The 22,071-nt window shown below is 70.4% G+C and carries 20 protein-coding genes; 8 read left to right on the plus strand and 12 right to left on the minus strand.

The window, feature by feature from the left end:
• The first annotated feature begins 36 nt into the window (after positions 1-36).
• Positions 37-654 carry a TetR/AcrR family transcriptional regulator gene (locus AB0N90_RS04895; protein WP_365193040.1) on the plus strand — a complete coding sequence of 206 codons (618 nt, stop codon included), beginning with the start codon at positions 37-39 and terminating at the stop codon, positions 652-654.
• A gap of 43 nt (positions 655-697) precedes the next feature.
• On the opposite strand, the gene AB0N90_RS04900 is transcribed toward AB0N90_RS04895, so the two are convergent.
• Complete coding sequence (locus AB0N90_RS04900) at positions 698-1,057, minus strand: ASCH domain-containing protein (protein ID WP_361674753.1); 360 nt, start codon at positions 1,055-1,057, stop codon at positions 698-700.
• 140 nt (positions 1,058-1,197) lie between these two features.
• On the minus strand, positions 1,198-1,593 hold the full coding sequence (gene sodN / locus AB0N90_RS04905; protein ID WP_037660225.1) for a superoxide dismutase, Ni: 396 nt from the start codon (positions 1,591-1,593) through the stop codon (positions 1,198-1,200).
• 145 nt (positions 1,594-1,738) lie between these two features.
• Between sodN and sodX the strand changes: the two genes are divergently transcribed.
• Positions 1,739-2,173, plus strand: coding sequence for a nickel-type superoxide dismutase maturation protease (sodX, locus tag AB0N90_RS04910; RefSeq protein ID WP_365193589.1), 435 nt, complete (start codon positions 1,739-1,741; stop codon positions 2,171-2,173).
• On the opposite strand, the gene AB0N90_RS04915 is transcribed toward sodX, so the two are convergent.
• Positions 2,077-2,706, minus strand: coding sequence for a CGNR zinc finger domain-containing protein (locus AB0N90_RS04915; RefSeq protein ID WP_361674725.1), 630 nt, complete (start codon positions 2,704-2,706; stop codon positions 2,077-2,079). The genes sodX and AB0N90_RS04915 overlap by 97 nt on opposite strands.
• Positions 2,707-2,806: 100 nt before the next feature.
• On the opposite strand from AB0N90_RS04915, the gene AB0N90_RS04920 reads away from it, so the two are divergent.
• Positions 2,807-3,565, plus strand: coding sequence for a class I SAM-dependent methyltransferase (locus AB0N90_RS04920; protein WP_365193041.1), 759 nt, complete (start codon positions 2,807-2,809; stop codon positions 3,563-3,565).
• 76 nt (positions 3,566-3,641) lie between these two features.
• Here AB0N90_RS04920 and AB0N90_RS04925 read toward each other — a convergent pair whose 3' ends face one another.
• From AB0N90_RS04925 to AB0N90_RS04935, 3 genes are read right to left on the minus strand one after another with little or no spacing between them, the layout of a single operon-like run.
• Positions 3,642-4,445 carry an amino acid ABC transporter ATP-binding protein gene (locus tag AB0N90_RS04925; RefSeq protein WP_361674721.1) on the minus strand — a complete coding sequence of 268 codons (804 nt, stop codon included), beginning with the start codon at positions 4,443-4,445 and terminating at the stop codon, positions 3,642-3,644.
• The gene (locus AB0N90_RS04930) at positions 4,442-5,374 is read right to left on the minus strand and encodes an amino acid ABC transporter permease (protein WP_361674719.1); all 933 of its coding nucleotides are present in this window, start codon (positions 5,372-5,374) and stop codon (positions 4,442-4,444) included. The genes AB0N90_RS04925 and AB0N90_RS04930 overlap by 4 nt, the downstream gene beginning before the upstream one ends.
• Positions 5,375-5,414: 40 nt before the next feature.
• Positions 5,415-6,371: an ABC transporter substrate-binding protein gene (locus tag AB0N90_RS04935; protein WP_365193043.1), complete on the minus strand. Its 957-nt coding sequence runs from the start codon at positions 6,369-6,371 to the stop codon at positions 5,415-5,417.
• A 620-nt stretch (positions 6,372-6,991) separates the two neighbouring features.
• Here AB0N90_RS04935 and AB0N90_RS04940 point away from each other — a divergent pair.
• Positions 6,992-8,215, plus strand: coding sequence for an NADP-dependent malic enzyme (locus tag AB0N90_RS04940; protein WP_085566508.1), 1,224 nt, complete (start codon positions 6,992-6,994; stop codon positions 8,213-8,215).
• Positions 8,216-8,407: 192 nt separating this feature from the next.
• Positions 8,408-9,373, plus strand: coding sequence for a zinc-binding dehydrogenase (locus AB0N90_RS04945; RefSeq protein ID WP_365193045.1), 966 nt, complete (start codon positions 8,408-8,410; stop codon positions 9,371-9,373).
• Positions 9,374-9,486: 113 nt separating this feature from the next.
• On the opposite strand, the gene AB0N90_RS04950 is transcribed toward AB0N90_RS04945, so the two are convergent.
• Positions 9,487-10,470 carry a PadR family transcriptional regulator gene (locus AB0N90_RS04950; protein ID WP_365193047.1) on the minus strand — a complete coding sequence of 328 codons (984 nt, stop codon included), beginning with the start codon at positions 10,468-10,470 and terminating at the stop codon, positions 9,487-9,489.
• Between the two features lies 1 nt (position 10,471).
• Positions 10,472-11,359: a DUF4097 family beta strand repeat-containing protein gene (locus tag AB0N90_RS04955; RefSeq protein ID WP_365193049.1), complete on the minus strand. Its 888-nt coding sequence runs from the start codon at positions 11,357-11,359 to the stop codon at positions 10,472-10,474.
• Between the two features lie 191 nt (positions 11,360-11,550).
• On the opposite strand from AB0N90_RS04955, the gene AB0N90_RS04960 reads away from it, so the two are divergent.
• A complete protein-coding gene (locus AB0N90_RS04960; RefSeq protein WP_003961784.1) occupies positions 11,551-11,733 on the plus strand; it encodes a DUF6104 family protein in 183 nt (60 codons plus the stop codon).
• 87 nt (positions 11,734-11,820) lie between these two features.
• On the opposite strand, the gene AB0N90_RS04965 is transcribed toward AB0N90_RS04960, so the two are convergent.
• The 4 genes from AB0N90_RS04965 to AB0N90_RS04980 all read right to left on the minus strand — a co-directional run bounded on the left by AB0N90_RS04965 (position 11,821) and on the right by AB0N90_RS04980 (position 18,582).
• Complete coding sequence (locus AB0N90_RS04965; protein ID WP_365193052.1) at positions 11,821-15,624, minus strand: multifunctional oxoglutarate decarboxylase/oxoglutarate dehydrogenase thiamine pyrophosphate-binding subunit/dihydrolipoyllysine-residue succinyltransferase subunit; 3,804 nt, start codon at positions 15,622-15,624, stop codon at positions 11,821-11,823.
• Positions 15,625-15,925: 301 nt separating this feature from the next.
• Positions 15,926-17,050, minus strand: coding sequence for an ATP-binding protein (locus AB0N90_RS04970; protein WP_086806304.1), 1,125 nt, complete (start codon positions 17,048-17,050; stop codon positions 15,926-15,928).
• The gene (locus AB0N90_RS04975) at positions 17,047-17,793 is read right to left on the minus strand and encodes a response regulator transcription factor (RefSeq protein ID WP_085566514.1); all 747 of its coding nucleotides are present in this window, start codon (positions 17,791-17,793) and stop codon (positions 17,047-17,049) included. Before AB0N90_RS04975 ends, AB0N90_RS04970 begins: the two co-directional genes overlap by 4 nt.
• A gap of 111 nt (positions 17,794-17,904) precedes the next feature.
• Positions 17,905-18,582 (minus strand): spermidine synthase, encoded by a 678-nt coding sequence (locus tag AB0N90_RS04980; RefSeq protein WP_365193054.1) that lies wholly within the window; start codon positions 18,580-18,582, stop codon positions 17,905-17,907.
• A 178-nt stretch (positions 18,583-18,760) separates the two neighbouring features.
• Here AB0N90_RS04980 and AB0N90_RS04985 point away from each other — a divergent pair, with 178 nt between their 5' ends.
• Positions 18,761-19,489 carry a rhomboid-like protein gene (locus AB0N90_RS04985; RefSeq protein WP_365193056.1) on the plus strand — a complete coding sequence of 243 codons (729 nt, stop codon included), beginning with the start codon at positions 18,761-18,763 and terminating at the stop codon, positions 19,487-19,489.
• Positions 19,490-19,608: 119 nt separating this feature from the next.
• Entirely contained in the window at positions 19,609-22,029 is a 2,421-nt protein-coding gene (gene lon / locus AB0N90_RS04990) for an endopeptidase La (RefSeq protein WP_365193058.1), read from the plus strand.
• Positions 22,030-22,071: the final 42 nt, after the last annotated feature.

Raw genomic sequence — 22,071 nt, forward strand, 5'->3', positions numbered from 1 at the left:
TAATCCAACTTTGGGGGCCCGTAAAGTGGCGACGTCATGACGAACAAGGTCACGCGCACCACGCGCCGCGCCGCCGCCACGCGGGCGGCCATCGTGGAAGCAGCCGAAGAGCTCCTGGCCGAGGGCGGCCTCGCCGCCGTCACCCTGGAGGCCGTCGCCGAGCGCGCCGACGTGGCCGTCCAGACGGTCTACAACCGCGTCGGCGGCCGCTCCGCCGTGCTGATCGCCGTCGCGGAGCGGGCCTTCGAGGAGAACCGGCAGTACATGAACGCCGCGTTCGCCACGCCCGGCACCCCGCTGGAACGCGTCCTGGCGGCCGCGACCGCCTACGCCCGCTTCGCCGTCGAGCGCCCCCACCAGTTCCGTCTGCTGGCCGATCCCCCCGACGAACCGGCCGCCCTCGGGCACATCGCCGACCTGGTGGAGGAACAGAACGCCAAACTCGCCGCCGCCCTCGCCGAGGGCATCGCCGACGGCTCGGTTCACCCCGACATCGACCCCCACACCACCGCGACCGCCCTCTGGGCCGCCTGCAACGGCCTCCTGAGCCTCACCTGGCGCCCCGACCGCCTGCGCCCCGACCCCGCCCGCCTGCGATCCCTCATCACCACAGCCCAGAACCTGGCCCTCAGGGGCCTGCTGCACACCGAGTGACCTTGCGGGACGCGGCTACGGCCAGCCGTCGGGCGCCGGGTCCCTAGTGATCAGCGAGCCGTTCGACCTCGATGGCGAGCGCGCCGAGCGCTTCCTTCTCCGGTGGGTAGATGGCCCGGAGGTCGGCGAGTTGCCGGTCGCGGTCGGCCGTGGGATTGACGACGACCGGGCCCTCGCCGTCGAGAAGGGCCTCGAAGCCGGGGTACTCGGTGACCCGCTTGACCCGCACGTCGCAGGTCTCGTCGGTGCCCTTGGCGCGGAAGCGGATGATGTCGCCGGCCGCGAGATCGGCGAGGCGCCGGTACTTCACCCGCACCTCGACGGTCTTGGTGCCTGCGGCGACGAGGTCGAAGTACCGGCGGTAGAGGTTGAGTTCGCGGACACGGGCAGAGGCGTCGGGCATGGGGCGGCACGCTCCCGGTGGCTGGTGCGAACAGATCGGTGGGGGACCCGAACATGCACATCGGTGGGGGGACCCGAACATGCACAAGGGGGCCCCGCCGGACATACCGACGGGGCCCCCTTGCGGTGGGAGAGGAAGGGTCAGGCCTTCTTCGTCTCCCAGAAGATCTTGTCGATCTGGGCGATGTAGTCGAGCGCCTTCTGGCCCGTCGCCGGGTCGGTGGACGCCTTGGCGGCCGAGAGGGCCTTCAGGGTGTCGTTGACCAGCTGGTGCAGCTCGGGGTACTTCTCGAAGTGCGGGGCCTTGAAGTAGTCGCTCCAGAGGACGGAGACGTGGTGCTTCGCGAGCTCCGCGCGCTGCTCCTTGATGATGGTGGCGCGGGCCTGGAAGTGGGGGTCGTCGTTGCCGGCCATCTTGTCCTGGACGGCCTTGACCGACTCCGCCTCGATGCGGGCCTGGGCCGGGTCGTACACGCCGCAGGGCAGGTCGCAGTGGGCGCTGACCTTGACCTTGGGGGCAAACAGGCGGGAAAGCATGGAGCATTCCTTCCTCGTGATCGTCTTCTCAGGTGCGACATTACTCCCTGAGGGACCTGTTTTCCCGGGTGCCCCCTAGGGCTTAGGACAAAAGTCCGGGGTCAGACTGAGACTGGTGGAGGAACAAACCGGGGAGGTGCCGGGAATGCCGGAGCTGTCGCAGGAGAGCGAGCGGGGGAGGTCGCCCGCGCCGTTCGGGCTGGCTGAGGTGACGGGGCCGTCCATGGTGCCCACGCTCCGGCACGGCGATCAGCTGCTGGTGCGGTACGGGGGGACGGTCAGGCCCGGCGACGTCGTCGTGCTGCGGCACCCCTTCCAGCAGGACCTGCTGGTGGTCAAGCGGGCCGTGGAGCGGCGCGAGGGCGGCTGGTGGGTGCTCGGGGACAATCCGTACGCGGGTGGGGACAGCACTGATTACGGGGTGGTGCCGGAGGACCTGGTGCTGGGGCGGGCCTGGCTGCGGGTGCGGCCGTTCAAGGCCGGTCAGCGTTCGCCGCTGGCCGTGCTGGGCTGGGCCGTCTCGGCGGTGCGGCCGCTGCTCGGCGACCGGTCGGCCTCCAGGCGCTTGCGGGCCCGGTAGGCGGCCACATTGGCGCGGGTGGCGCAGCGGTCGGAGCAGTAGCGCCGGGAGCGGTTGGTCGAGGTGTCCAGGTAGGCGTTGCGGCAGGGGGCCGCCTGGCACAGGCCGAGCCGGTCCACGCCGTACTCGGTGAGGTGGAAGGCGAGGCCCATCGCCGCGATCGCCGCGTAGCCCGCGGTGGCGTTGGAGGGGTGGTCGGCCAGGTGCATGTGCCACAGCGGGCGGTCGTCCTCGTCCCGGTGGTCGTGGCCGGAGATCTGGGGGCTGACCGGGAACTCCAGCAGCAGCGAGTTCAGCAGGTCCACCGCGAGCGTCTCGTCGCCCCCGTCGGCCGCCTCGAACACCGAGCGCAGCCGGGCCCGGACCGAACGGAACCGGGTGACATCGGCGTCGGTGGCGCGGCGGGCCGCGGACGCGTTGATTCCGAAGAGGTCACGGATGGCCTCGACCGAGGTCAGGCAGTCCTTGCCCCGGGCCGGTTCCTCGGTGTTGACGAGTCGTACGGCGTAATCCGAGTAATAGGCCAGTTCCACTTGTAGTCCTTACGGGCGCGCTCTATCGTCGTACCAGCGGTCGGGTAACAGTCGATCGTGCATCCAGGGTATTACGCGAGCGAGGGGAAAGGCGGGCTCCATGACCACGAGTACCGGAACCGACTGGGCGGCCTGGCAGAACAGCTGGGACCGGCAGCAGGAGTGGTACATGCCCGACCGCGAGGACCGCTTCCGGATCATGCTCGACATGGTCGAGGCCCTCGTCGGTACGGCGCCCCGCGTGCTCGACCTCGCCTGCGGCACCGGCAGCATCACCGCCCGGCTGCTGGCGCGCTTCCCCGAGGCCACCAGCACCGGCGTCGACCTCGACCCGGCCCTGCTCGCCATCGCGCGCGGCACCTTCGAGGGCGACGACCGGGTCTCCTTCGTGACCGCCGACCTCAAGGACCCCGACTGGGCGGCGGGGCTGCCGTACGAGTCGTACGACGCCGTACTGACCGCGACGGCCCTGCACTGGCTGCACAGCGAACCCCTCGCGGACCTCTATGGCCGGATCGCGGAACTCGTCCGCGCCGACGGTGTGTTCATGAACGCGGACCACATGATCGACGACAGCACGCCCCGGATCAACGCGGCCGAGCGCGCCCAGCGACACGCCCGTATGGATCAGGCCAAGCAGGACGGCGCTCTGGACTGGGCCGAGTGGTGGCAGGTCGCGGCGAAGGACCCGGTGCTCGCCGAGCCGACCGCCCGCCGCTTCGAGATCTACGGCGAGCACGCCGACGGTGATGTGCCCCCGGCCGCCTGGCATGTGCGGACCCTGAAGGAGAAGGGCTTCGCCGAGGCCAGGCCCGTGTGGTGCTCCCCGTCGGACAGTCTGGTCCTCGCCCTCAAGTAGGGCCCAGGACGGGCAGGGCAGAGGGAAGGGGCGGTGCGCGCACCGCCCCTTCCGCGTCCGTCCGCTTCGCGGTTGGTTACAGCACCTTCGACAGGAACGACTGGGTCCGCTCGTGCTGCGGATTCGTCAACACGTCCCGCGGATGGCCGGATTCGACCACGACACCGCCGTCCATGAACACCAGGCTGTCGCCCACCTCGCGGGCGAAACCCATCTCATGGGTGACGACGACCATCGTCATCCCGGACTCGGCGAGGTCGCGCATGACGTCCAGGACGTCGCCGACCAGCTCCGGGTCCAGGGCCGAGGTCGGCTCGTCGAACAGCATCAGCTTGGGGTCCATCGCGAGCGCCCGCGCGATCGCCACCCGCTGCTGCTGGCCACCGGAGAGCTGCGAGGGGTAGTTGCCCGCCTTGTCGGCCAGGCCCACCCGCTCCAGGAGCTGGGCGGCACGCTCCCGCGCCGCGCCCTTGGCCACGCCCTTGACCTGGATCGGCGCCTCCATGACGTTCTCCAGCGCCGTCATGTGCGGGAACAGGTTGAAGCGCTGGAAGACCATGCCGATGTCCCGGCGCTTCAGGGCGACTTCGCTGTCCTTGAGCTCGTACAGCTTGCCGCCCTTCTGGCGGTAGCCGACCAGCTCGCCGTCGACGTACAGCCGCCCGGCGTTGATCTTCTCCAGGTGGTTGATGCACCGCAGGAAGGTGGACTTGCCCGAGCCCGAGGGGCCGATGAGGCAGAACACCTCGCCGGGGCGCACCTCCAGATCGATGCCCTTGAGCACCTCCACATGCCCGAACGACTTGTGGACGCCCTCCGCCCGGACCATCGCGGCGGTGCCCGCGGCCACGGAGTCCTGCTTGCTCAGCTTGTCGCTCATGCCATGACCTTCCTGCTGGAGAAGGTCGTCAGATGCGCCCTGACCTTCTGCCACGGGGTGGGCGGCAGGCTGCGGCTGGAACCGCGGGCGTAGTACCGCTCGATGTAGTACTGGCCCACGCTGAGCACCGAGGTCATGATCAGGTACCAGGCCGCGGCCAGGAAGTACATCTCCACCGGGGCGCCGGAGTTCTGGCCGATGTCCTGGGCGTAGCGGAACAGCTCGGGATACTGGACGGCCGCCACGAGCGACGTCGTCTTCAGCATGTTGATGACCTCGTTGCCGGTCGGCGGCACGATCACCCGCATCGCCTGCGGGATGACCACCCGGCGCAGCGTCTTCGCATGGCTCATGCCCAGCGCGTGGGCCGCCTCGGTCTGGCCCTCGTCCACCGCGAGCAGGCCCGCCCGGCAGATCTCGGCCATGTAGGCCGCCTCGTTCAGACCCAGGCCGAGCAGCGCCGTCAGCAGCGGCGTCATGAAGTTCGACCAGTAGTCCTTGTAGAAGGGCATCAGGTTGATGTACTCGAAGACCAGGCCCAGGTTGAACCACAGGAACAGCTGGACCAGGACCGGGGTGCCGCGGAAGAACCAGATGTAGAACCACGCGATGGACGAGGTCACCGGGTTCTTCGAGAGCCGCATGACGGCCAGGACGACACCGCCGACGATGCCGATCAGCATCGACAGGACCGTCAGCAGCAGCGTCTTGCTGACACCGGTCATGATCCGGTGGTCGAAGAAGTACTCCGGCACCGCATGCCAGTTGATCTTGCCCTGGCTGAAGGCGTTGATGATCGCGACGAGGATCGCGATGGCGACGACGGCGGACACATAGCGTCCGTAGTGCCGCACCGGGATGGCCCTGATGGCTTCCGGGCCGGCCGGGGGAGTGCCCTGCTCCCCGGCCGTCTTCTCTATGTCAGTCACGGATGTGCTGCCTCTCGGTGGCCGCTGGATACGCCGCGGGTCACTTGCCGCCGTTGATCACGGATTCCTTGACGGCGCCGTCCTGGGCGCCCCACTTCTCGAGGATCTTCTGGTACTCGCCGTTCTTGATGATCGCGTCCATCGCGGCCTTGATCGCGTCCCGCAGCTGGCCGGACTCCTTGGAGACCGCGATGCCGTACGGCGCCGCCGAGACCTGGTCGCCGACGATCTGGAAGTCCTTGCCGCCGCCCGAGGTCTTCGCCGCGTACGCCGCGACCGGGAAGTCGGAGGAGGCCGCGTCCACGCCGCCCGAGCGCAGCCGGGTCTGGGACTGCTGGTCGTCGTCGAAGGGCTCGATGGAGAGCTTCTTTCCGGCCGGACACTTCTTGGCCTCGGCCTTGGCCAGGTCCTCCGAGACGGTGCTGCGCTCGACGGCGATCTTCTTGCCGCACAGGTCGGACCAGCCGGTGATGCCCTGGGTCTCGCCCTTGCGCGTGTAGATCGAGACGCCGGCGGTCAGGTAGTCGACGAAGTCGACGCCCTCGCCGACCTTCTTGCCGGTGTCCGGGTCGATGCCCTGCTGGCGGTCCTTGTTGTCGGTCATGGCCGACATGGCTATGTCGTAACGGCCCGAGCGCAGGCCGGTGAGCAGGGCGTCGAAGGTGCCGTTGCGGAACTCGAAGGTCACCCCGAGCTGCTTGCCCAGCGCGGCGGCGAGGTCCGGGTCCAGGCCGACGGCCTTGCCGCTGGAGTCCTTGAACTCCACCGGGGCGTACGCGATGTCCGAACCGACCAGGACCTTGCCCTTGTCGCGGATGGACTGCGGGAGCTTGCTCGCCAGCGGGGCATCGGACGCGGCGCTGCCGGAGTCGTTGCTCTTGTCCTTGGTCTGGTCACCACAGCCGGTGAGCAGCAGGGCGCCTGCGACCGCGATCGCACCGACCGCAGCCAGCCGGGGATGCGTGGCGGTCGAACGACGGGTGGAACGTGCGGTCATTGTGGATTCCTCCGGCGTATGCGAAGAGTTTGCCGCTGGGTAGACGAGAACACACACCATTGGGTGGCGCGACCTCGCGGGTTTACGGCATCTTGCCATTCGGACTACGCCATTCAGGGGCGCCGATATGTCAAAATCGGATAACGGGTGACCCCCGAACCCCATCAGGTCGGTACATCCTTGGTCCCTCGGTGCCATACCGCACCGGGCCACCTGCGCGAATCCCGTCCCACCGCCGGAAAACCTCCGACTCATCCCAACATGTGGACGACCGGACATGTGGGTGTCGTACGACCGTGTCGTGCGCCCGCCGCAGCCGTCCGGGCCCCGTCGAGTCCCCGGAGCCACGCGTCGCCGTCAGTGCGGCCGTCAGCGGTATGTCATCTCCGTGTGGCGAACTGGTTCCGAGATGTGACCTTGCACCTATTGGACTCGTCGTGAGCGCCGTCCGTCCGGTAAGAAGGTTCTTTACACCCCTCATCCGGGGCTCAGGGCGCGTGTGCGGCGCGCCCGTCGCGCATGACCCGTGCGTATCCGCAATCGGGCCCTGCGCGGTGCCCGCCCACCCCTCACCAGGAGTGGTCGACCCTCAAACCATGCATACCTAAGGGGTAGAACAAGTGGCAGCGGAGATCGTCAATCCTCGCAGCGACATCGGTACGGACCAGGACGGCGGGGCCGAGCCCCTCGATTCCTTCGATCCGGTGTTCGCTCTGCACCGCGGCGGCAAGATGGCTGTGCAAGCCACCGTGCCGGTCCGCGACAAGGACGACCTTTCCCTCGCGTACACGCCTGGCGTCGCTCGCGTGTGCACCGCGATCGCGGAACAGCCGGAGCTGGTCAACGACTACACATGGAAGTCCTCCGTCGTCGCCGTCGTCACCGACGGTACGGCGGTGCTCGGACTCGGGGACATCGGTCCCCAGGCCTCCCTCCCCGTGATGGAGGGCAAGGCGATCCTGTTCAAGCAGTTCGGCGGCGTCGACGCGGTGCCGATCGCGCTCGACTGCACCGGCGTGGACGAGATCGTGGAGACCGTCGTCCGGCTCGCTCCCTCCTTCGGCGGAGTCAACCTGGAGGACATCTCGGCGCCCCGGTGCTTCGAGATCGAGCGCCGCCTCCAGGAGCGCCTGGACATCCCGGTCTTCCACGACGACCAGCACGGCACCGCCGTGGTCACGCTGGCGGCGCTGCGCAACGCGGCGCGGCTCAGCGGCCGGGAGATCGGGCAGCTGCGCGCCGTGATCTCGGGCGCCGGGGCGGCCGGTGTCGCCATCGCCAAGATGCTGGTCGAGGCCGGCATCGGCGATGTGGCGGTGGCGGACCGCAAGGGCGTCGTCTCCGCGGACCGCGAGGACCTGACCCCGGTCAAGCGCGATCTGGCCGGCTTCACCAACAAGGCCGGGATCAGCGGCACGCTGGCGGACGCGCTCAAGGGCGCGGACGTCTTCATCGGCGTCTCCGGCGGCACCGTCGCCGAGGAGGCCGTGGCCGGCATGGCCAAGGGCGCCTTCGTGTTCGCGATGGCCAACCCGAACCCCGAGGTGCACCCCGAGGTCGCGCACAAGTACGCGGCGGTCGTGGCCACCGGGCGCTCGGACTTCCCGAACCAGATCAACAACGTGCTGGCCTTCCCCGGGATCTTCGCGGGCGCGCTCCAGGTGCGGGCCACCCGGATCACCGAGGGCATGAAGATCGCGGCCGCGGAGGCGCTGGCCGCGGTGGTTGGTGACGATCTCGCGGCGGACTATGTGATTCCGTCGCCGTTCGACGAGCGGGTCGCTCCGGCGGTCACCGCGGCGGTGGCCGCGGCGGCACGGGCCGAGGGCGTCGCCCGTCGCTGACGTCGGCCGAGATGGCCCCGCCCGTGCCTCGGGCGGGGCCATTTCTTTCCCACCGGCCCACCCGACTCGGGTGTCGAAGAGGGGCCGCGAGGTGGCGTGCGGCTGCGCTGCCCGAGTGCCGGTGTGCAAGAGGGCATGTGTCACAGCGCGGCCCGGTTCCCCTGGCCGCCCGGCCCACCTATCGTCGGCAGCATGTTCGCCGTCTACGCCGCCCGAATCGACCGCGACCAGCCGCTCTTGGGCCTTGAGTTGGGGGACCGTCCGGCTCCCGAGGCCCGCCCCGGCTGGAGCACCATCGATGTGCGCGCCGCCTCCCTCAACCACCATGACCTCTGGTCCCTGCGGGGCGTCGGCCTCCCGGAGGACCGGCTGCCGATGATCCTCGGCTGCGACGCCGCCGGGGTCGACGCGGACGGCAACGAGGTCGTCCTGCACTCCGTCATCGGCCAGAGCGGCCACGGCGTCGGCCCGAAGGAGCCGCGCTCCATCCTGACCGAGCGCTACCAGGGCACCTTCGCCGAACAGGTCGCCGTACCGACCTTCAATGTGCTGCCCAAGCCGAAGGAACTGTCCTTCGCCGAGGCCGCCTGCCTGCCCACCGCATGGCTGACGGCGTACCGGATGCTGTTCACCAACGCGGGGGTACGACCCGGGGACTCGGTCCTGGTGCAGGGCGCGGGCGGCGGGGTCGCCACGGCCGCGATCGTGCTCGGCAAGGCGGCGGGTCTGAAGATGTTCGCCACCAGCCGGGACGAGGCCAAGCGGAAGCGGGCCCTGGAACTGGGCGCGGTGGAGGCCGTGGAGAGCGGGGCGCGGCTGCCGCAGCGGGTGGACGCGGTCATCGAGACCGTGGGCGCCGCGACCTGGTCGCACTCGGTGAAGTCGCTGCGTCCCGGCGGGACGATCGTCATCTCCGGCGCGACCAGCGGCGACCGGCCCTCGCACGCCGAGCTGACCCGGATCTTCTTCCTCGAACTGAAGGTCGTCGGCTCCACCATGGGCACCAAGGACGAGCTGGAGGACCTGCTCTCCTTCTGCGCCACCACCGGCGTACGGCCCGTCATCGACGAGGTGCTTCCGCTGGACCGCGCCCGCGAGGGCTTCGAACGGATGGAGTCCGGCGGGCAGTTCGGGAAGATCGTACTGACGACGTCCTGACCTCGCTGACGACGTCCTGACCTCGCCGGTGATGTCCTGACCTCGGCGGTGAGGCGGGGGCGGGTCCGGGGCGCCGGGCCCGCCCTCCGCCGTTCCGTCGGCCGTCCCCTCCGCTATCCCTTCGGCGGGCGCAGGACCGAGGTGATCTCCGCCGCCGCCCGCGACAACTGCTCCCGGGCCGTGCGGAGCTGGTCCGGGGTCACGCCGTGGTCGCGGGACAGATCGCGGATGTCGTCGCGGAAGCGGTCCAGCAGGCGGTCGAGGTCGCGGGCAGGGTTGTCGGTGGGGGGTTCGTGTGTCCAGGAGGGGACGTGCTCGGCGGGGAAGTCCGTCGTGGTGTAGGTCGGGGTCGGGGCCGGGCGGGGGCTGGTCCAGTCCTTGCTCAGGTCGCCCAGTTCCCTGGCCAGTTCGGTCAGGCCCTCGCGGACGCCCGCGGGCCAGTTGCCGCGCGCGAAGTGGTCCTGGACGCGGCGGGCGACCCGCTGCATCTCCTCCTGCGCCTGGGCGCGGGCACGGGCCTGGGCCTCCTGGGCCTGATGGCGGGCGCGCTGGGCCTCCTCACGGGCCCGGCGGCTCTCGTCCTTGGCGCGGCGGGCCTGCTCCTTCCACTCCTGCCTGACCCGGCGCATCTCCTCCTTGGCGGCGCGCCAGGCATCCTTGTCGTCCCCGGCGGACCCGGCATCCCCGGCGTCCCCGGCGTCGCCACCCCCGCGGGCCTCGGACGCGGCGGCACGCATCTCCCGGCGCAGATCGCCGGCCGCGCCCCGCACATCGGCCTTGATCTCGGCCGCCAGCTCCGCCACCGACTCCCGGATCTCCAGTTCCAGATCGGCCAACTCGCCGCTGCGGTCGGCCAGTTCGGCGCGGCCCGCGTCCGTGATGGCGTACACCTTGCGGCCGCCCTCGGTGGTGTGGGTGACCAGGCCCTCGGCCTCCAGCTTGGCCAGCCGGGGGTAGACGGTGCCCGCCGAGGGCGCGTACAGCCCCTGGAAGCGCTCCTCCAGGAGGCGGATCACCTCGTAGCCATGGCGCGGCGCTTCGTCCAGCAGCTTGAGCAGGTACAGGCGCAGGCGGCCGTGAGCGAAGACGGGGGGCATGTCAGAGCACCTTCTTGTCGGTCGGGCCGTCGGTCGGGCCGTCGGTCGGTTCGGCGGCGGTGCCGTCGGTCGTGCCGTCGGACGCCCGGTCGGGGCGCCGGAGCAGGGCGATCGCGCCGGAGACGGTGGTGGCCCGGAGCCGTCCGGTGCCCGCGCCCAGCCGGCCGGTGATCTTGTGGGCGCCCCACTGGCCGTGCACCCGCAGTCCCTCGAAGGCGTTGGAGATCCGGCCGCTCGCCGTGTTCGCCTCCACCTCCGCGTCCGCCGGATGCGGCAGCCGGATGGCGATCTCGCCCGAGACGCTGGTGAGGTGGACGTCCGTCGGCCCCTCCGGGTCCAGGTCCACGATCATCGAGCCGCTGACCGAGTCGGCCCGCACGGCGGGGCCCGAGCCCTCGACCACGGTCAGGTCGCCGGAGACCGAGGCGAAGCGCAGCTCGCCGGTGACCGCCTGCGCCTCCAGGTTCCCCGAGACGGTGTTGGCCTGGACCGGTCCGGAGAGGCCGACCAGGGCGGTGTCGCCGGTGACGCCCCGGACCACCGCCGGGCCCCGGACGCCGGAGATCACCGCACCGGCGCCGACCGTGCCCACCTCCACCTTGGCGTCCGCCGGGACCGCGAGGGAGACGACCGCGCTGCGGCGCCAGCTCTTGCGGTCCAGGAACTTGGTGAAGCCCTGCCAGGTCAGGTCCTCGTACCCCACCGTCAGGGTGCCGTTCTCGTGCGTCACCAGCAGCGGGGGGCCCTCGATGTCCGAGACCTCCAGGCGGGCGGGGCCCTCCTCGATCCCCACCACGTTCACCGTGCCGCCCGCTATGCGCACCTGGAGGGTGCTCACCGGGGCGTCGAACGCCAGCTTCCGTGGCTCGGCGACGGACCACTCGGACATGGGGGACCTCCTCGGCCGTACACGATCGTGACGCGCCATATCGCGTCCGTCCAGAAACACGATATATCGTGGCCTCGCGAAGTCAAGACACTCTTTCGGGAACACCGCCCCGCGCATTGCTTAGGCTGGTGACGACGCCGACGCCTGTCCCATCGGCCCGGGCGCATACGCACACCAGGAGACGCAACCCCATGTACTTCACCGACCGCGGCATCGAGGAGCTGGAGAAGCGGCGCGGCGAGGAGGAGGTCACCTTCGAGTGGCTCGCCGAGCAGCTGCGCACCTTCGTGGACCTCAACCCCGACTTCGAGGTGCCCGTGGAGCGCCTGGCCACCTGGCTCGCCCGCCTCGACGACGAGGACGAGGACGAGTGAGCGACGAGTAAGCAGGGGCGGTAAAAACACCGAGGGCCCGGTTCCGTACGGAACCGGGCCCTTCGGCGTTGTCGTCGTGCCGGAGGCCTACGCCTCGAACACCTCACGCACCAGCTGCTCCTGCTCGGCCTGGTGGCGCTTGGCGGAGCCCACCGCCGGGGACGAGCCGTGCGGGCGCGAGATGCGCCGCAGCCGCTCGCCGGCCGGGATGTCCGCGCCGACCGCCAGGTCGAGGTGGTCGATCAGGTTGAGCGCGATGAACGGCCAGGCACCCTGGTTCGCCGGCTCCTCCTGGACCCACAGGTACTTCTCGGCGTTCGGGTACTTGTTGACCTCCGCCTGGAGCTCGGCACCCGGCAGCGGGTACAGGCGCTCGATGCGGATGATCGCCGTGTCCGTGGCGCCGCGCTTCTTACGCTCGGCCTCCAGGTCGTAGTAGACCTTGCCGGAGCAGAAGACGACCTTGCGGACCGCGGCCGCCTCGGCGGTCGCGTCGCCGATGACCGGCTGGAAGCCGCCCGTCGTGAACTCCTCCGCCTTGGAGGCGGCGGCCTTCAGACGCAGCATCGACTTCGGGGTGAAGACGACCAGCGGCTTGTGGGCCGGGTTGTGCACCTGCCAGCGCAGCAGGTGGAAGTAGTTCGACGGCGAGGTGGGCATGGCCACCGTCATGTTGTTCTGGGCGCACAGCTGGAGGAACCGCTCCGGGCGCGCGGACGAGTGGTCCGGGCCCTGGCCCTCGTAGCCGTGCGGCAGCAGCAGGACGACGCCGGAGGTCTGGCCCCACTTCTGCTCGGCCGAGGAGATGAACTCGTCGACGACCGTCTGGGCGCCGTTGACGAAGTCGCCGAACTGGGCCTCCCACATCACCAGCGCGTCGGGACGCGCGAGCGAGTAGCCGTACTCGAAGCCCATGGCCGCGTACTCGGACAGCAGCGAGTTGTAGACGTTCAGCCGCGCCTGGTCCTCGGCGAGGTACTGGAGCGGGGTGTACTCCTCGCCGGTCTCCCGGTCGATCAGCACCGCGTGGCGCTGGCCGAAGGTGCCGCGCTGGGAGTCCTGGCCCGCGAGGCGGACCGGGGTGCCGTCCAGCAGCAGGGAGCCGATGGCCAGGGTCTCGCCCATGCCCCAGTCGATGGTGCCGTCCTCGACCATCGCCGCACGGCGCTGGAGCTGCGGCTGCAGCCGCGGGTGCACGGTGATGTGCTCGGGGATGTTGACCTGGGACTCGGCGATCCGCTTGACGACCTCGGCGGAGACGGCGGTCGGGACCGCGGCCGGGAAGCCGTCCTGGGCCTCCTGGGGGGCACCGGCGGCCGGCTGCGCGGTGGCCTCGCGGACCTCCGTGAAGACCTTCTCCAGCTGGCCCTGGTAGTCCTGGAGGGCCTGCTCGGCCTCTTCCAGGGTGATGTCGCCACGACCGATCAGGGACTCGGTGTAGAGCTTGCGCACCGAGCGCTTCTTGTCGATCAGGTCGTACATCAGCGGCTGGGTGAAGGCCGGGTTGTCCGACTCGTTGTGACCGCGGCGGCGGTAGCAGATGAGGTCGATCACCACGTCCTTGTTGAACGCCTGGCGGAACTCGAACGCCAGCCGCGCGACCCGGACGACGGCCTCGGGGTCGTCGCCGTTCACGTGGAAGATCGGGGCCTCGATCATGCGGGCCACGTCCGTCGCGTACATGGAGGAACGCGAGGACTCGGGGGCCGCGGTGAAGCCGACCTGGTTGTTGATGACGATGTGCACGGTGCCGCCGGTGCGGTAGCCGCGCAGCTGCGACATGTTCAGGGTCTCGGCCACCACGCCCTGGCCCGCGAAGGCCGCGTCGCCGTGGATCGCCACCGGCAGGACGGTGAAGTCCGTGCCGCCCTTGTTGATGATGTCCTGCTTGGCGCGGGCGACGCCCTCCAGGATCGGGTCGACCGCCTCCAGGTGGGAGGGGTTGGCGACCAGCGAGACCTTGATCTGCTCGCCGTCCAGGCCGGTGAAGGTGCCGTTGGCGCCCAGGTGGTACTTCACGTCGCCGGAGCCGTGCATCGACTTCGGGTCGAGGTTGCCCTCGAACTCGCGGAAGATCTGCGCGTACGACTTGCCGACGATGTTGGCGAGCACGTTCAGACGGCCGCGGTGGGCCATGCCGATGACGACCTCGTCCAGGCGGGACTCGGCGGCGGAGTCGATGACCGCGTCCAGCAGCGGGATGACGGACTCGCCGCCCTCCAGGGAGAAGCGCTTCTGGCCGACGTACTTCGTCTGCAGGAAGGTCTCGAACGCCTCGGCCGCGTTCAGCCGGCGCAGGATGCGCAGCTGCTCCTCGCGCTCCGGCTTGGCGTGGCCGCGCTCGACCCGGTCCTGGATCCACTTGCGCTGCTTGGGGTCCTGGATGTGCATGAACTCGATGCCGGTGGTGCGGCAGTACGAGTCGCGGAGCACCCCGAGGATGTCGCGCAGCTTCATCATCGACTTGCCGGCGAAACCACCGACGGCGAACTCGCGCTCCAGGTCCCACAGGGTGAGGCCGTGCTCGACGATGTCCAGGTCGGGGTGCTTGCGCTGGCGGTACTCCAGCGGGTCGGTGTCGGCCATGACATGGCCGCGGACCCGGTAGGAGTGGATCAGCTCGAAGACGCGCGCGGCCTTGGTGACGTCGTCGTCGTGGGACGCGTCGATGTCCTTGAGCCAGCGGACCGGCTCGTAGGGGATGCGCAGCGCCTCGAAGATCTCGTCGTAGAACTTGTTCTCGCCGAGCAGCAGGTTGGCGACCTGGCGCAGGAACTCGCCGGAGGCGGCGCCCTGGATGACCCGGTGGTCGTAGGTCGACGTGAGCGTCATGACCTTGGAGACACCGAGCTTGTTCAGGGTGTCCTGGCTGGTGCCCTGGAACTCGGCCGGGTAGTCCATGGAGCCGACGCCCATGATCACGGCCTGGCCGGGCATCAGACGCGGCACGGAGTGCACGGTGCCCAGGCCGCCGGGGTTGGTCAGGGAGACCGTGACCCCGGTGAAGTCGTCCATGGTCAGCTTGCCCTCGCGGGCGCGGCGGACGATGTCCTCGTAGGCCTGCCAGAACTCGAAGAAGTTCAGCGTCTCGGCCTTCTTGATCGCCGCGACGACGAGCTGGCGGTCGCCGTTGGGCTTGACCAGGTCGATGGCGAGACCGAGGTTGACGTGGGCCGGCTTGACCAGGGTCGGCTTGCCGTCCTTGACGGTGAACGAGTGGTTCATCGCCGGCATGGCCTTGATGGCCTGCACCATCGCGTACCCGATGAGGTGCGTGAAGGAGATCTTCCCGCCGCGGGCGCGCTTGAGGTGGTTGTTGATGACGATGCGGTTGTCGAACAGCAGCTTCACCGGGACGGCGCGGACCGAGGTGGCGGTCGGCATCTCCAGCGAGGCGTCCATGTTCTTGGCGACCGCGGCGGCCGGGCCGCGCAGCGTGATCTGCTCGGGACCCGCGGGGGCCTCGGTGGCGGGAGCGGCCTTCGCCTGGGGCTGAGCGGGCGCCTGTGCGGGTTGCGCCGGCTTGGCCGGAGAGGGGGCCGTCTTCGCCGCAGGGGCCGCGGGAGCCGCGGGAGCGGCTGCCGGAGCCGGGGCGGCGGGCTTCGGGGCCGCCGGGGCCGCGGGCGCCGGAGCGGCCTGGGGCGCCGGGGCGGGGGTCGCTGCGACCCCCGCGGCCGCAGTACCCGCCGGCGCGGGCGTGGCAGGCGCGCCCGGCTTGTAATCGGCGAAGAAGTCCCACCAGGCACGGTCTACCGAATTCGGGTCCTGGAGGTACTGCTGATAGATCTCGTCGACGAGCCACTCGTTCGCGCCGAACGCGGCCGCGGGGTTCTTCCCGGTGGCTTGGTCGTCGGTGGAGATGCTCGAGTTACTGGGGGACTGTGGCGACACGGCGGCAACCGCCCTCTTCCGCTTCACAAGGTGATGGACAGCGGGAATAAAGGCTACGCCTTGGAGACGGTGAAGGTCAGGTCGGGCCGGTTCATCGTCGTGTAAGTCACACCGAAAATCTTGTTTCAGGGCTTGAAATGGCGGGAAACAAGCGTGGTTCCGGATGTATGAGGGTGCACTGGTCCGGCCCTGCGCCCCCGGCTTCTGCGGGCGGCGCGGGCCTGTGTCGCTCCACACGTGTCCAGCTGCGCGAAGACGGCGCGGACGACCGTGGATCTTGTGCCTTCGCTGGAACTTTACGTCAACTTGAAGCGGAGTTCGCTCCCGGAAGGGTGACGATGATCCGGCAGCCGCGCTCTGATTCGGCCACCCCGATCCGGCCGCCGTGCAGATCCACCGCCCAGCGTGCGATCGCCAGCCCGAGGCCGGTGCCGCCGTCGCTGCCCGGACCGTGCGGCCGGGTCACGGCGCCCCGGTTGAACCGCTCGAAGACCCGGTGCCACTCCGAGCGCGGGATGCCCGGACCCTCGTCCAGGACCTCCAGCTCCAGCGAGTGCGGCTGGGGCCCGCGCCGCGCCTTCACGGTCACCCGGCCGTGCGGCGGACTGTGTTTGACCGCGTTGTCGATCAGATTGGCGACGACCTGGTGGATGCGCTCGGGGTCCGCGTGCGCGGTCAGCTCCGGCGGGGAGACGTCCAGGTGCAGATGGACGTCGGTGCGGGTGTGGCTGCCGGAGCCGGTGGCCATGCCCGCGCGCGCCGAGGCGACCATGTTGGCCTCCTTCAGTACGCCCGACAGGTACGGCCACACCTCGAAGCGCCGCAGCTTCAGCGGTACGACCCCGTTGTCGAGCCGGGACAGGTCCAGCAGGGTCTCCACCAGGCGGCCGAGCCGCTCGGTCTGCTTCAGGGCCGTCCGCATGGTCTCCGGATCGGCCTCGGTGACCCCGTCGACGATGTTCTCCAGCACGGCGCGCAGGCCCGCGATCGGGGTGCGCAGCTCATGGGAGACGTTCGCGACCAGCTCCTTGCGCTGCCGGTCCTGGGCCTCCAGCTCGTCGGCCATGACATTGATCGTCTGCGCCAGGTCGCCCAGTTCGTCGCGCCGGCTCTCGCGCACCCGGCGGGTGTAGTCGCCCTGCGAGATGGCCCGGGCGACCGTGTTCATCTCGTCCAGCGGCATGGTGAGCGAGTGCGCCACGAACTGGGTGATCAGCAGGGTGGCGATCATCGAGAACACCGTGATGAAGCGCAGCTCCGTCTTGGTGTGCACCGCGACGATCGACAGACCGGTGGTGATGAGCACCGCGATGACCACCAGCGCGGTCAGCTTGGTCTTGATCGAGAACGGGCGTACGCCCCCCCAGGGGTCCTCCGTGCGCGCCCGGGGGCTCCTCCGTGCGGCCTGGCGCCCGCTCACGCTCACGGGTTCGGCGTCTCCAGCGCGTAGCCCACACCGTGCACGGTGCGGATGCGCTCGGCGCCGATCTTGCGGCGCAGTGCCTTGATGTGGCTGTCGACGGTGCGGGTGCCGGAGGCGTCCGCCCAGTCCCAGACCTCGGCCAGCAGCTGCTCACGGGAGAGCACCGCGCGCGGGGTGTTGGCCAGGCACACCAGCAGGTCGAACTCGGTGGGCGTCAGATGGACGTCCTCGGACTTCACCCGCACCCGGCGCTGCGCGTGGTCGATCTCCAGCTCGCCCAGGCGCAGGATGCCGGAGCGGGGCGTGGAGGCGGCGATGGCGGCCCGCTCCACCCGGCGCAGCAGCACATGCACCCGCGCGGCCAGCTCGCGCATGGAGAACGGCTTGGTCATGTAGTCGTCGGCGCCGACGCCGAGCCCGACCAGCATGTCCGTCTCGTCGTCCCGCGCGGTGAGCATCAGCACCGGCACCGGGCGCTGGGCCTGCACGCGCCGGCAGACCTCCAGGCCGTCGAAGCCGGGCAGCATGATGTCGAGGATCAGCAGGTCGGGCTGCCATGCCTCGGCTGTGTCCACGGCGGCCGGTCCGTCGGCCGCGGTCTGCACGAGGAAGCCCTCGGCGCGGAGCCGGGCCGCGATGGCGTCGACGATCGTGGTGTCGTCCTCGACGACCAGTACCCGGCGCTGGGCGCCCGGAGTGGTGGTCGTCGCCGCCGTGCCGCTCTGGGAGGTGTGTGTCTGCTCCATCGCCCGCCCCTGCTTGTTGCTTTCCGGAACCCGTGGGGTGATCCCATGTCTGCGATCGACGCGAAAGATCCGCGTCAGGGCAGCACCCTACGGGGATCGGCGGTGCCGTCGCTATCCAGGGCGGACGCCGAGGTGCACGGCGTCCGGAACTCCCCGGGCAACGGGCACCTCTTCGGTACGCACCCGTCGGAACCCGGCATTCCGCAAGGTTCCTTCAAATTCCGGAGACGGCTTCGCCGACCATACGGCTAGCACCCCGCCCGGTCTCAACACCCGTGCGCAGGCGGCCAGTCCGGCCGGTGAGTACAGGCTTTCGTTGTCCTCGGTGACCGTCCACCCGGGGCCGTTGTCGATGTCCAGGCACAGGGCGTCGAACGTGTCCGATGTCTCATTGACGTAACGGACGAGATCGTCTCGGACGATCCCGGTGCGCGGATCGGCCAGCGCGCCGCGGGTCAGTTCGGACAGGGGTCCCGCGCGGTGCCAGTCGACGACGGCGGGCTCCCGCTCCACGACCGTGATCCGCCCCCAGCGGGGATCGTCGGACGCGTGTGCGAGTGAGAATCCGACGCCGAGGCCGCCGATCAGCACGGCCGGTGCCGGGCGCCCGTCGAGGGCGTCGTACGCCGCGTCGATCAGCAGCCGCTCCGAGCGGCCGTCCGAAGTGTCCATCAGGAAACAGCCGTTGGCGATGATCTGGAGCAGCGCGCCGTGTCTGCGCAGCACCACCTCGCCGTACGGCCCCTCGCGCCGGTCCAGCACCACGGGGGAGTCGTCTGGGGCAGCCATGGGTCCATCCTGCTTGAACAGGGCTTTGCTTTCACGGCAATTACGGATGTCGGACCGGGGCGCGCCGGGCATGGCCGGAACTTATGAGGTTGCCGTGAAATCGCTCTCCTGGGGCTCAGAACGTGGACAGCGGCTTCCTCCGGCACGGAAGGTGGGGCGGAACGGAAGGAGCGTCACCGTGGAACGGATCGCGCCGAAGACCGTGGGCGCGGACCTGCTGGACGGTGTGCCCCGCCAGCGGTCCGTGCTGCCCGCGCCGCCGCCCGCCCGGCTTCCCGAGGCGGCGCGTGTGCGCCCCTGGCTGCTGCTGCCGACGCCCACCGGGACGCCGTTCACCTTCGGCTACGCGGCCCTCCTGGCCGTCACCTCCCTGATCGCCGCCCAGGCGCCCCCTTCCCTGGTGTACGCCCTCTATCAGGGCTCCAGCACGGACGTGGCCCATCTGATGCGCTCGCCCGCGGTGGTGCTGCTGACCAGCGCGCTGTGGGTCGCGGGCGGGCTCGTCTCGCCGTACGCGCTCGCGTTCGTCCTGGTGCTCACCGCGCTGGAGCGCCGGATAGGCGGTGCGCGGGCCGCCTGTGTCTTCCTCGCCGGCCATGTCCTCGCGACCCTGGCGACGGAGGTCCCGGTGGGCCTCGCGGTCCTCGCCGGGCAGCTCCCGGGGACCTCCCTGCACCGCCTGGACTACGGCATCAGCTTCGGCGTCGCCGCGAGCACGGGCGCCCTGGCCGGCCTCCTGCGCCCCTGGCTGCGCTGGCCGCTGCTCGCCGGTACGGCGTACCTCCTGCTGACCGACCTGCTCGCCTATACGGACCCCATGACGAACTGGGGCCATCTGATCGCGCTGACGATCGGCGTGTCGACCTGGCCCGTCATACGCCGCTGGGCAGCCGTCGAAACCCCCTGAGGCCCCCTCCCACCTGCACCGGCAGGGCGATCGCTGACAGCGAACGCCCTGTTGGGAACATTCCCCCGGCGACAGACATTGAGTCGGCATAACTCAAGTTGACTGCCGAAGGGGAGATCATGGCTGCTGAGTCACCGGCGTTCACGCTCGTCCTGCCCGTGCTGCCGCTCGACGACGAGGTCGTGCTGCCCGGCATGGTGGTTCCGCTGGACCTGAGCGATGCCGAGGTCCGCGCCGCGGTGGAGGCCGCACAGGCCGCCGCGCGTTCGGAACCCGGCAAGCCACGGGTGCTGCTGGTGCCTCGCGTCGACGGCACGTACGCGAGGACCGGTGTGCTGGGCACGGTCGAGCAGGTGGGCCGGCTGGCCGACGGCGACCCCGGCGCGCTGATCCGGGGGCGGAGCCGCGTCCGCATCGGCGCCGGCACCACGGGACCGGGCGCCGCCCTGTGGGTCGAGGGCGCCGAGGTGGACGAGAGCCTGCCCGAGCCGCTGCCCGGCCAGGTCGCCGAACTCGTCAAGGAATACAAGGCACTCGCCACCAGCTGGCTGCGCAAGCGCGGCGCCTGGCAGGTCGTGGACCGCGTCCAGGCCATCGACGGCGTCTCCGCGCTCGCCGACAACTCCGGCTACTCGCCCTTCCTCACCACCGAGCAGAAGGTCGAACTCCTGGAGACCGCCGACCCGGTGGCCCGCCTCAGGCTCGCCACGCAGCAACTGCGCGACCACCTCGCCGAGCAGGACGTGGCCGAGACCATCGCCAAGGACGTCCAGGAGGGCGTCGACAAGCAGCAGCGCGAGTTCCTGCTGCGCCGTCAGCTGGAGGCCGTCCGCAAGGAGCTGCGCGAGCTGAACGGCGACCAGGAGGGCGAGGAGTCCGACGACTACCGCTCCCGGGTGGAGGCCGCCGACCTGCCGGAGACGGTCCGCGAGGCCGCGCTCAAGGAGGTCGACAAGCTGGAGCGGTCCTCCGACCAGTCGCCCGAGGGCAGCTGGATCCGCACCTGGCTGGACACCGTCCTCGAACTGCCGTGGAACGAGCGGACCGAGGACGCGTACGACATCCGGGGCGCCAAGGCGGTCCTCGACGCGGAACACGCGGGCCTGGAGGACGTCAAGGAGCGCATCACCGAGTACCTGGCGGTGCGCAAGCGGCGCGGCGACCGCGGCCTCGGTGTGATCGGCGGGCGGCGCGGCGGCGCGGTGCTCGCGCTCGTCGGCCCGCCCGGTGTCGGCAAGACCAGCCTGGGCGAGTCCGTCGCGCACGCCATGGGCCGCGAGTTCGTCCGCGTCGCGCTCGGCGGCGTCCGCGACGAGGCCGAGATCCGCGGTCACCGCCGTACGTATGTCGGCGCGCTGCCCGGCCGGATCGTGCGCGCGATCAAGGAGGCCGGGTCCATGAACCCGGTGGTGCTCCTGGACGAGATCGACAAGGTGGGCTCGGACTTCCGGGGCGACCCGGCCGCCGCCCTCCTGGAGGTGCTCGACCCGGCGCAGAACCACACCTTCCGCGACCACTACCTGGAGGTCGAACTCGACCTGTCCGACGTCGTCTTCCTGGCCACCGCCAACGTCCTGGAGGCGATCCCGGAGGCGCTCGCCGACCGCATGGAGATCGTCCGCCTGGACGGCTACACGGAGGACGAGAAGGTCGTCATCGCCCGGGACCACCTGCTGCCGCGCCAGCTGGAGCGGGCCGGGCTGGACACCGGCGAGGTCACGCTGGCGGAGAGCGCGCTGCGCAGGCTCGCGGGCGAGTACACGCGCGAGGCGGGCGTGCGCAATCTGGAGCGCTCGATCGCCCGGCTGCTGCGCAAGGTCGCGGCCCAGCACGAGATGGGCGAACGGGAACTGCCGTGCACCGTCGCGGACGACGACCTGCGCGCCCTGATCGGGCGGCCGCACCATGTGCCCGAGTCGGCGCAGGACCCGGCCGAGCGCCGTACGGCCGTGCCCGGGGTGGCGACCGGGCTCGCGGTCACCGGCGCGGGCGGCGACGTGCTCTTCGTGGAGGCGTCCCTCGCCGACCCGGAGACCGGCGCGGCGGGGCTGACCCTGACCGGTCAGCTGGGCGACGTGATGAAGGAGTCGGCGCGGATCGCGCTGAGCTTCCTGCGCAGCCACGGCGCCGAACTGGAGCTGCCGGTGACCGATCTGAAGGACCGGGGGGTGCACATCCACTTCCCGGCGGGCGCGGTCCCCAAGGACGGCCCGAGCGCGGGTGTCACCCTGACCACCGCGCTGGCCTCGCTGCTCTCCGGCCGCCAGGTGCGCACGGACGTGGCGATGACCGGTGAGGTCTCGCTGACCGGCCGGGTGCTGCCGATCGGCGGGGTGAAGCAGAAGCTGCTCGCCGCGCAGCGCGCCGGGGTGACCACCGTGATCATCCCCAAGCGCAACGAGGCCGACCTGGACGACGTCCCGGCCGAGGTGCTGGACAAGCTCGACGTCCACACCGTGACCGACGTCCGCCAGGTCCTGGAGCTGGCGCTGGTGCCCGCGGCCGACGGTGCGGCGCCGGAGGTTCCCCTGGCGGCGTGACGGACGCTTCGGGGAAAGGCAGGGCCCGGGTCCCGTGAGGGA

This window comes from Streptomyces sp. NPDC093018, from assembly GCF_040684035.1.
In the GTDB taxonomy this organism is placed as follows: Bacteria; Actinomycetota; Actinomycetes; order Streptomycetales; family Streptomycetaceae; genus Streptomyces; species Streptomyces murinus.

Excerpts from the sequence above, each read along its gene's own strand:
- AB0N90_RS04895 (WP_365193040.1), top strand. The coding sequence starts at position 37 with ATGACGAACAAGGTCACGCGCACCACGCGCCGCGCCGCCGCCACGCGG.
- AB0N90_RS04900 (WP_361674753.1), bottom strand. The coding sequence starts at position 1,057 with ATGCCCGACGCCTCTGCCCGTGTCCGCGAACTCAACCTCTACCGCCGG.
- sodN (WP_037660225.1), bottom strand. The coding sequence starts at position 1,593 with ATGCTTTCCCGCCTGTTTGCCCCCAAGGTCAAGGTCAGCGCCCACTGC.
- sodX (WP_365193589.1), top strand. The coding sequence starts at position 1,739 with ATGCCGGAGCTGTCGCAGGAGAGCGAGCGGGGGAGGTCGCCCGCGCCG.
- AB0N90_RS04920 (WP_365193041.1), top strand. The coding sequence starts at position 2,807 with ATGACCACGAGTACCGGAACCGACTGGGCGGCCTGGCAGAACAGCTGG.
- AB0N90_RS04925 (WP_361674721.1), bottom strand. The coding sequence starts at position 4,445 with ATGAGCGACAAGCTGAGCAAGCAGGACTCCGTGGCCGCGGGCACCGCC.
- AB0N90_RS04935 (WP_365193043.1), bottom strand. The coding sequence starts at position 6,371 with ATGACCGCACGTTCCACCCGTCGTTCGACCGCCACGCATCCCCGGCTG.
- AB0N90_RS04945 (WP_365193045.1), top strand. The coding sequence starts at position 8,408 with ATGTTCGCCGTCTACGCCGCCCGAATCGACCGCGACCAGCCGCTCTTG.
- AB0N90_RS04950 (WP_365193047.1), bottom strand. The coding sequence starts at position 10,470 with ATGCCCCCCGTCTTCGCTCACGGCCGCCTGCGCCTGTACCTGCTCAAG.
- AB0N90_RS04955 (WP_365193049.1), bottom strand. The coding sequence starts at position 11,359 with ATGTCCGAGTGGTCCGTCGCCGAGCCACGGAAGCTGGCGTTCGACGCC.
- AB0N90_RS04960 (WP_003961784.1), top strand. The coding sequence starts at position 11,551 with ATGTACTTCACCGACCGCGGCATCGAGGAGCTGGAGAAGCGGCGCGGC.
- AB0N90_RS04975 (WP_085566514.1), bottom strand. The coding sequence starts at position 17,793 with ATGGAGCAGACACACACCTCCCAGAGCGGCACGGCGGCGACGACCACC.
- AB0N90_RS04980 (WP_365193054.1), bottom strand. The coding sequence starts at position 18,582 with ATGGCTGCCCCAGACGACTCCCCCGTGGTGCTGGACCGGCGCGAGGGG.
- lon (WP_365193058.1), top strand. The coding sequence starts at position 19,609 with ATGGCTGCTGAGTCACCGGCGTTCACGCTCGTCCTGCCCGTGCTGCCG.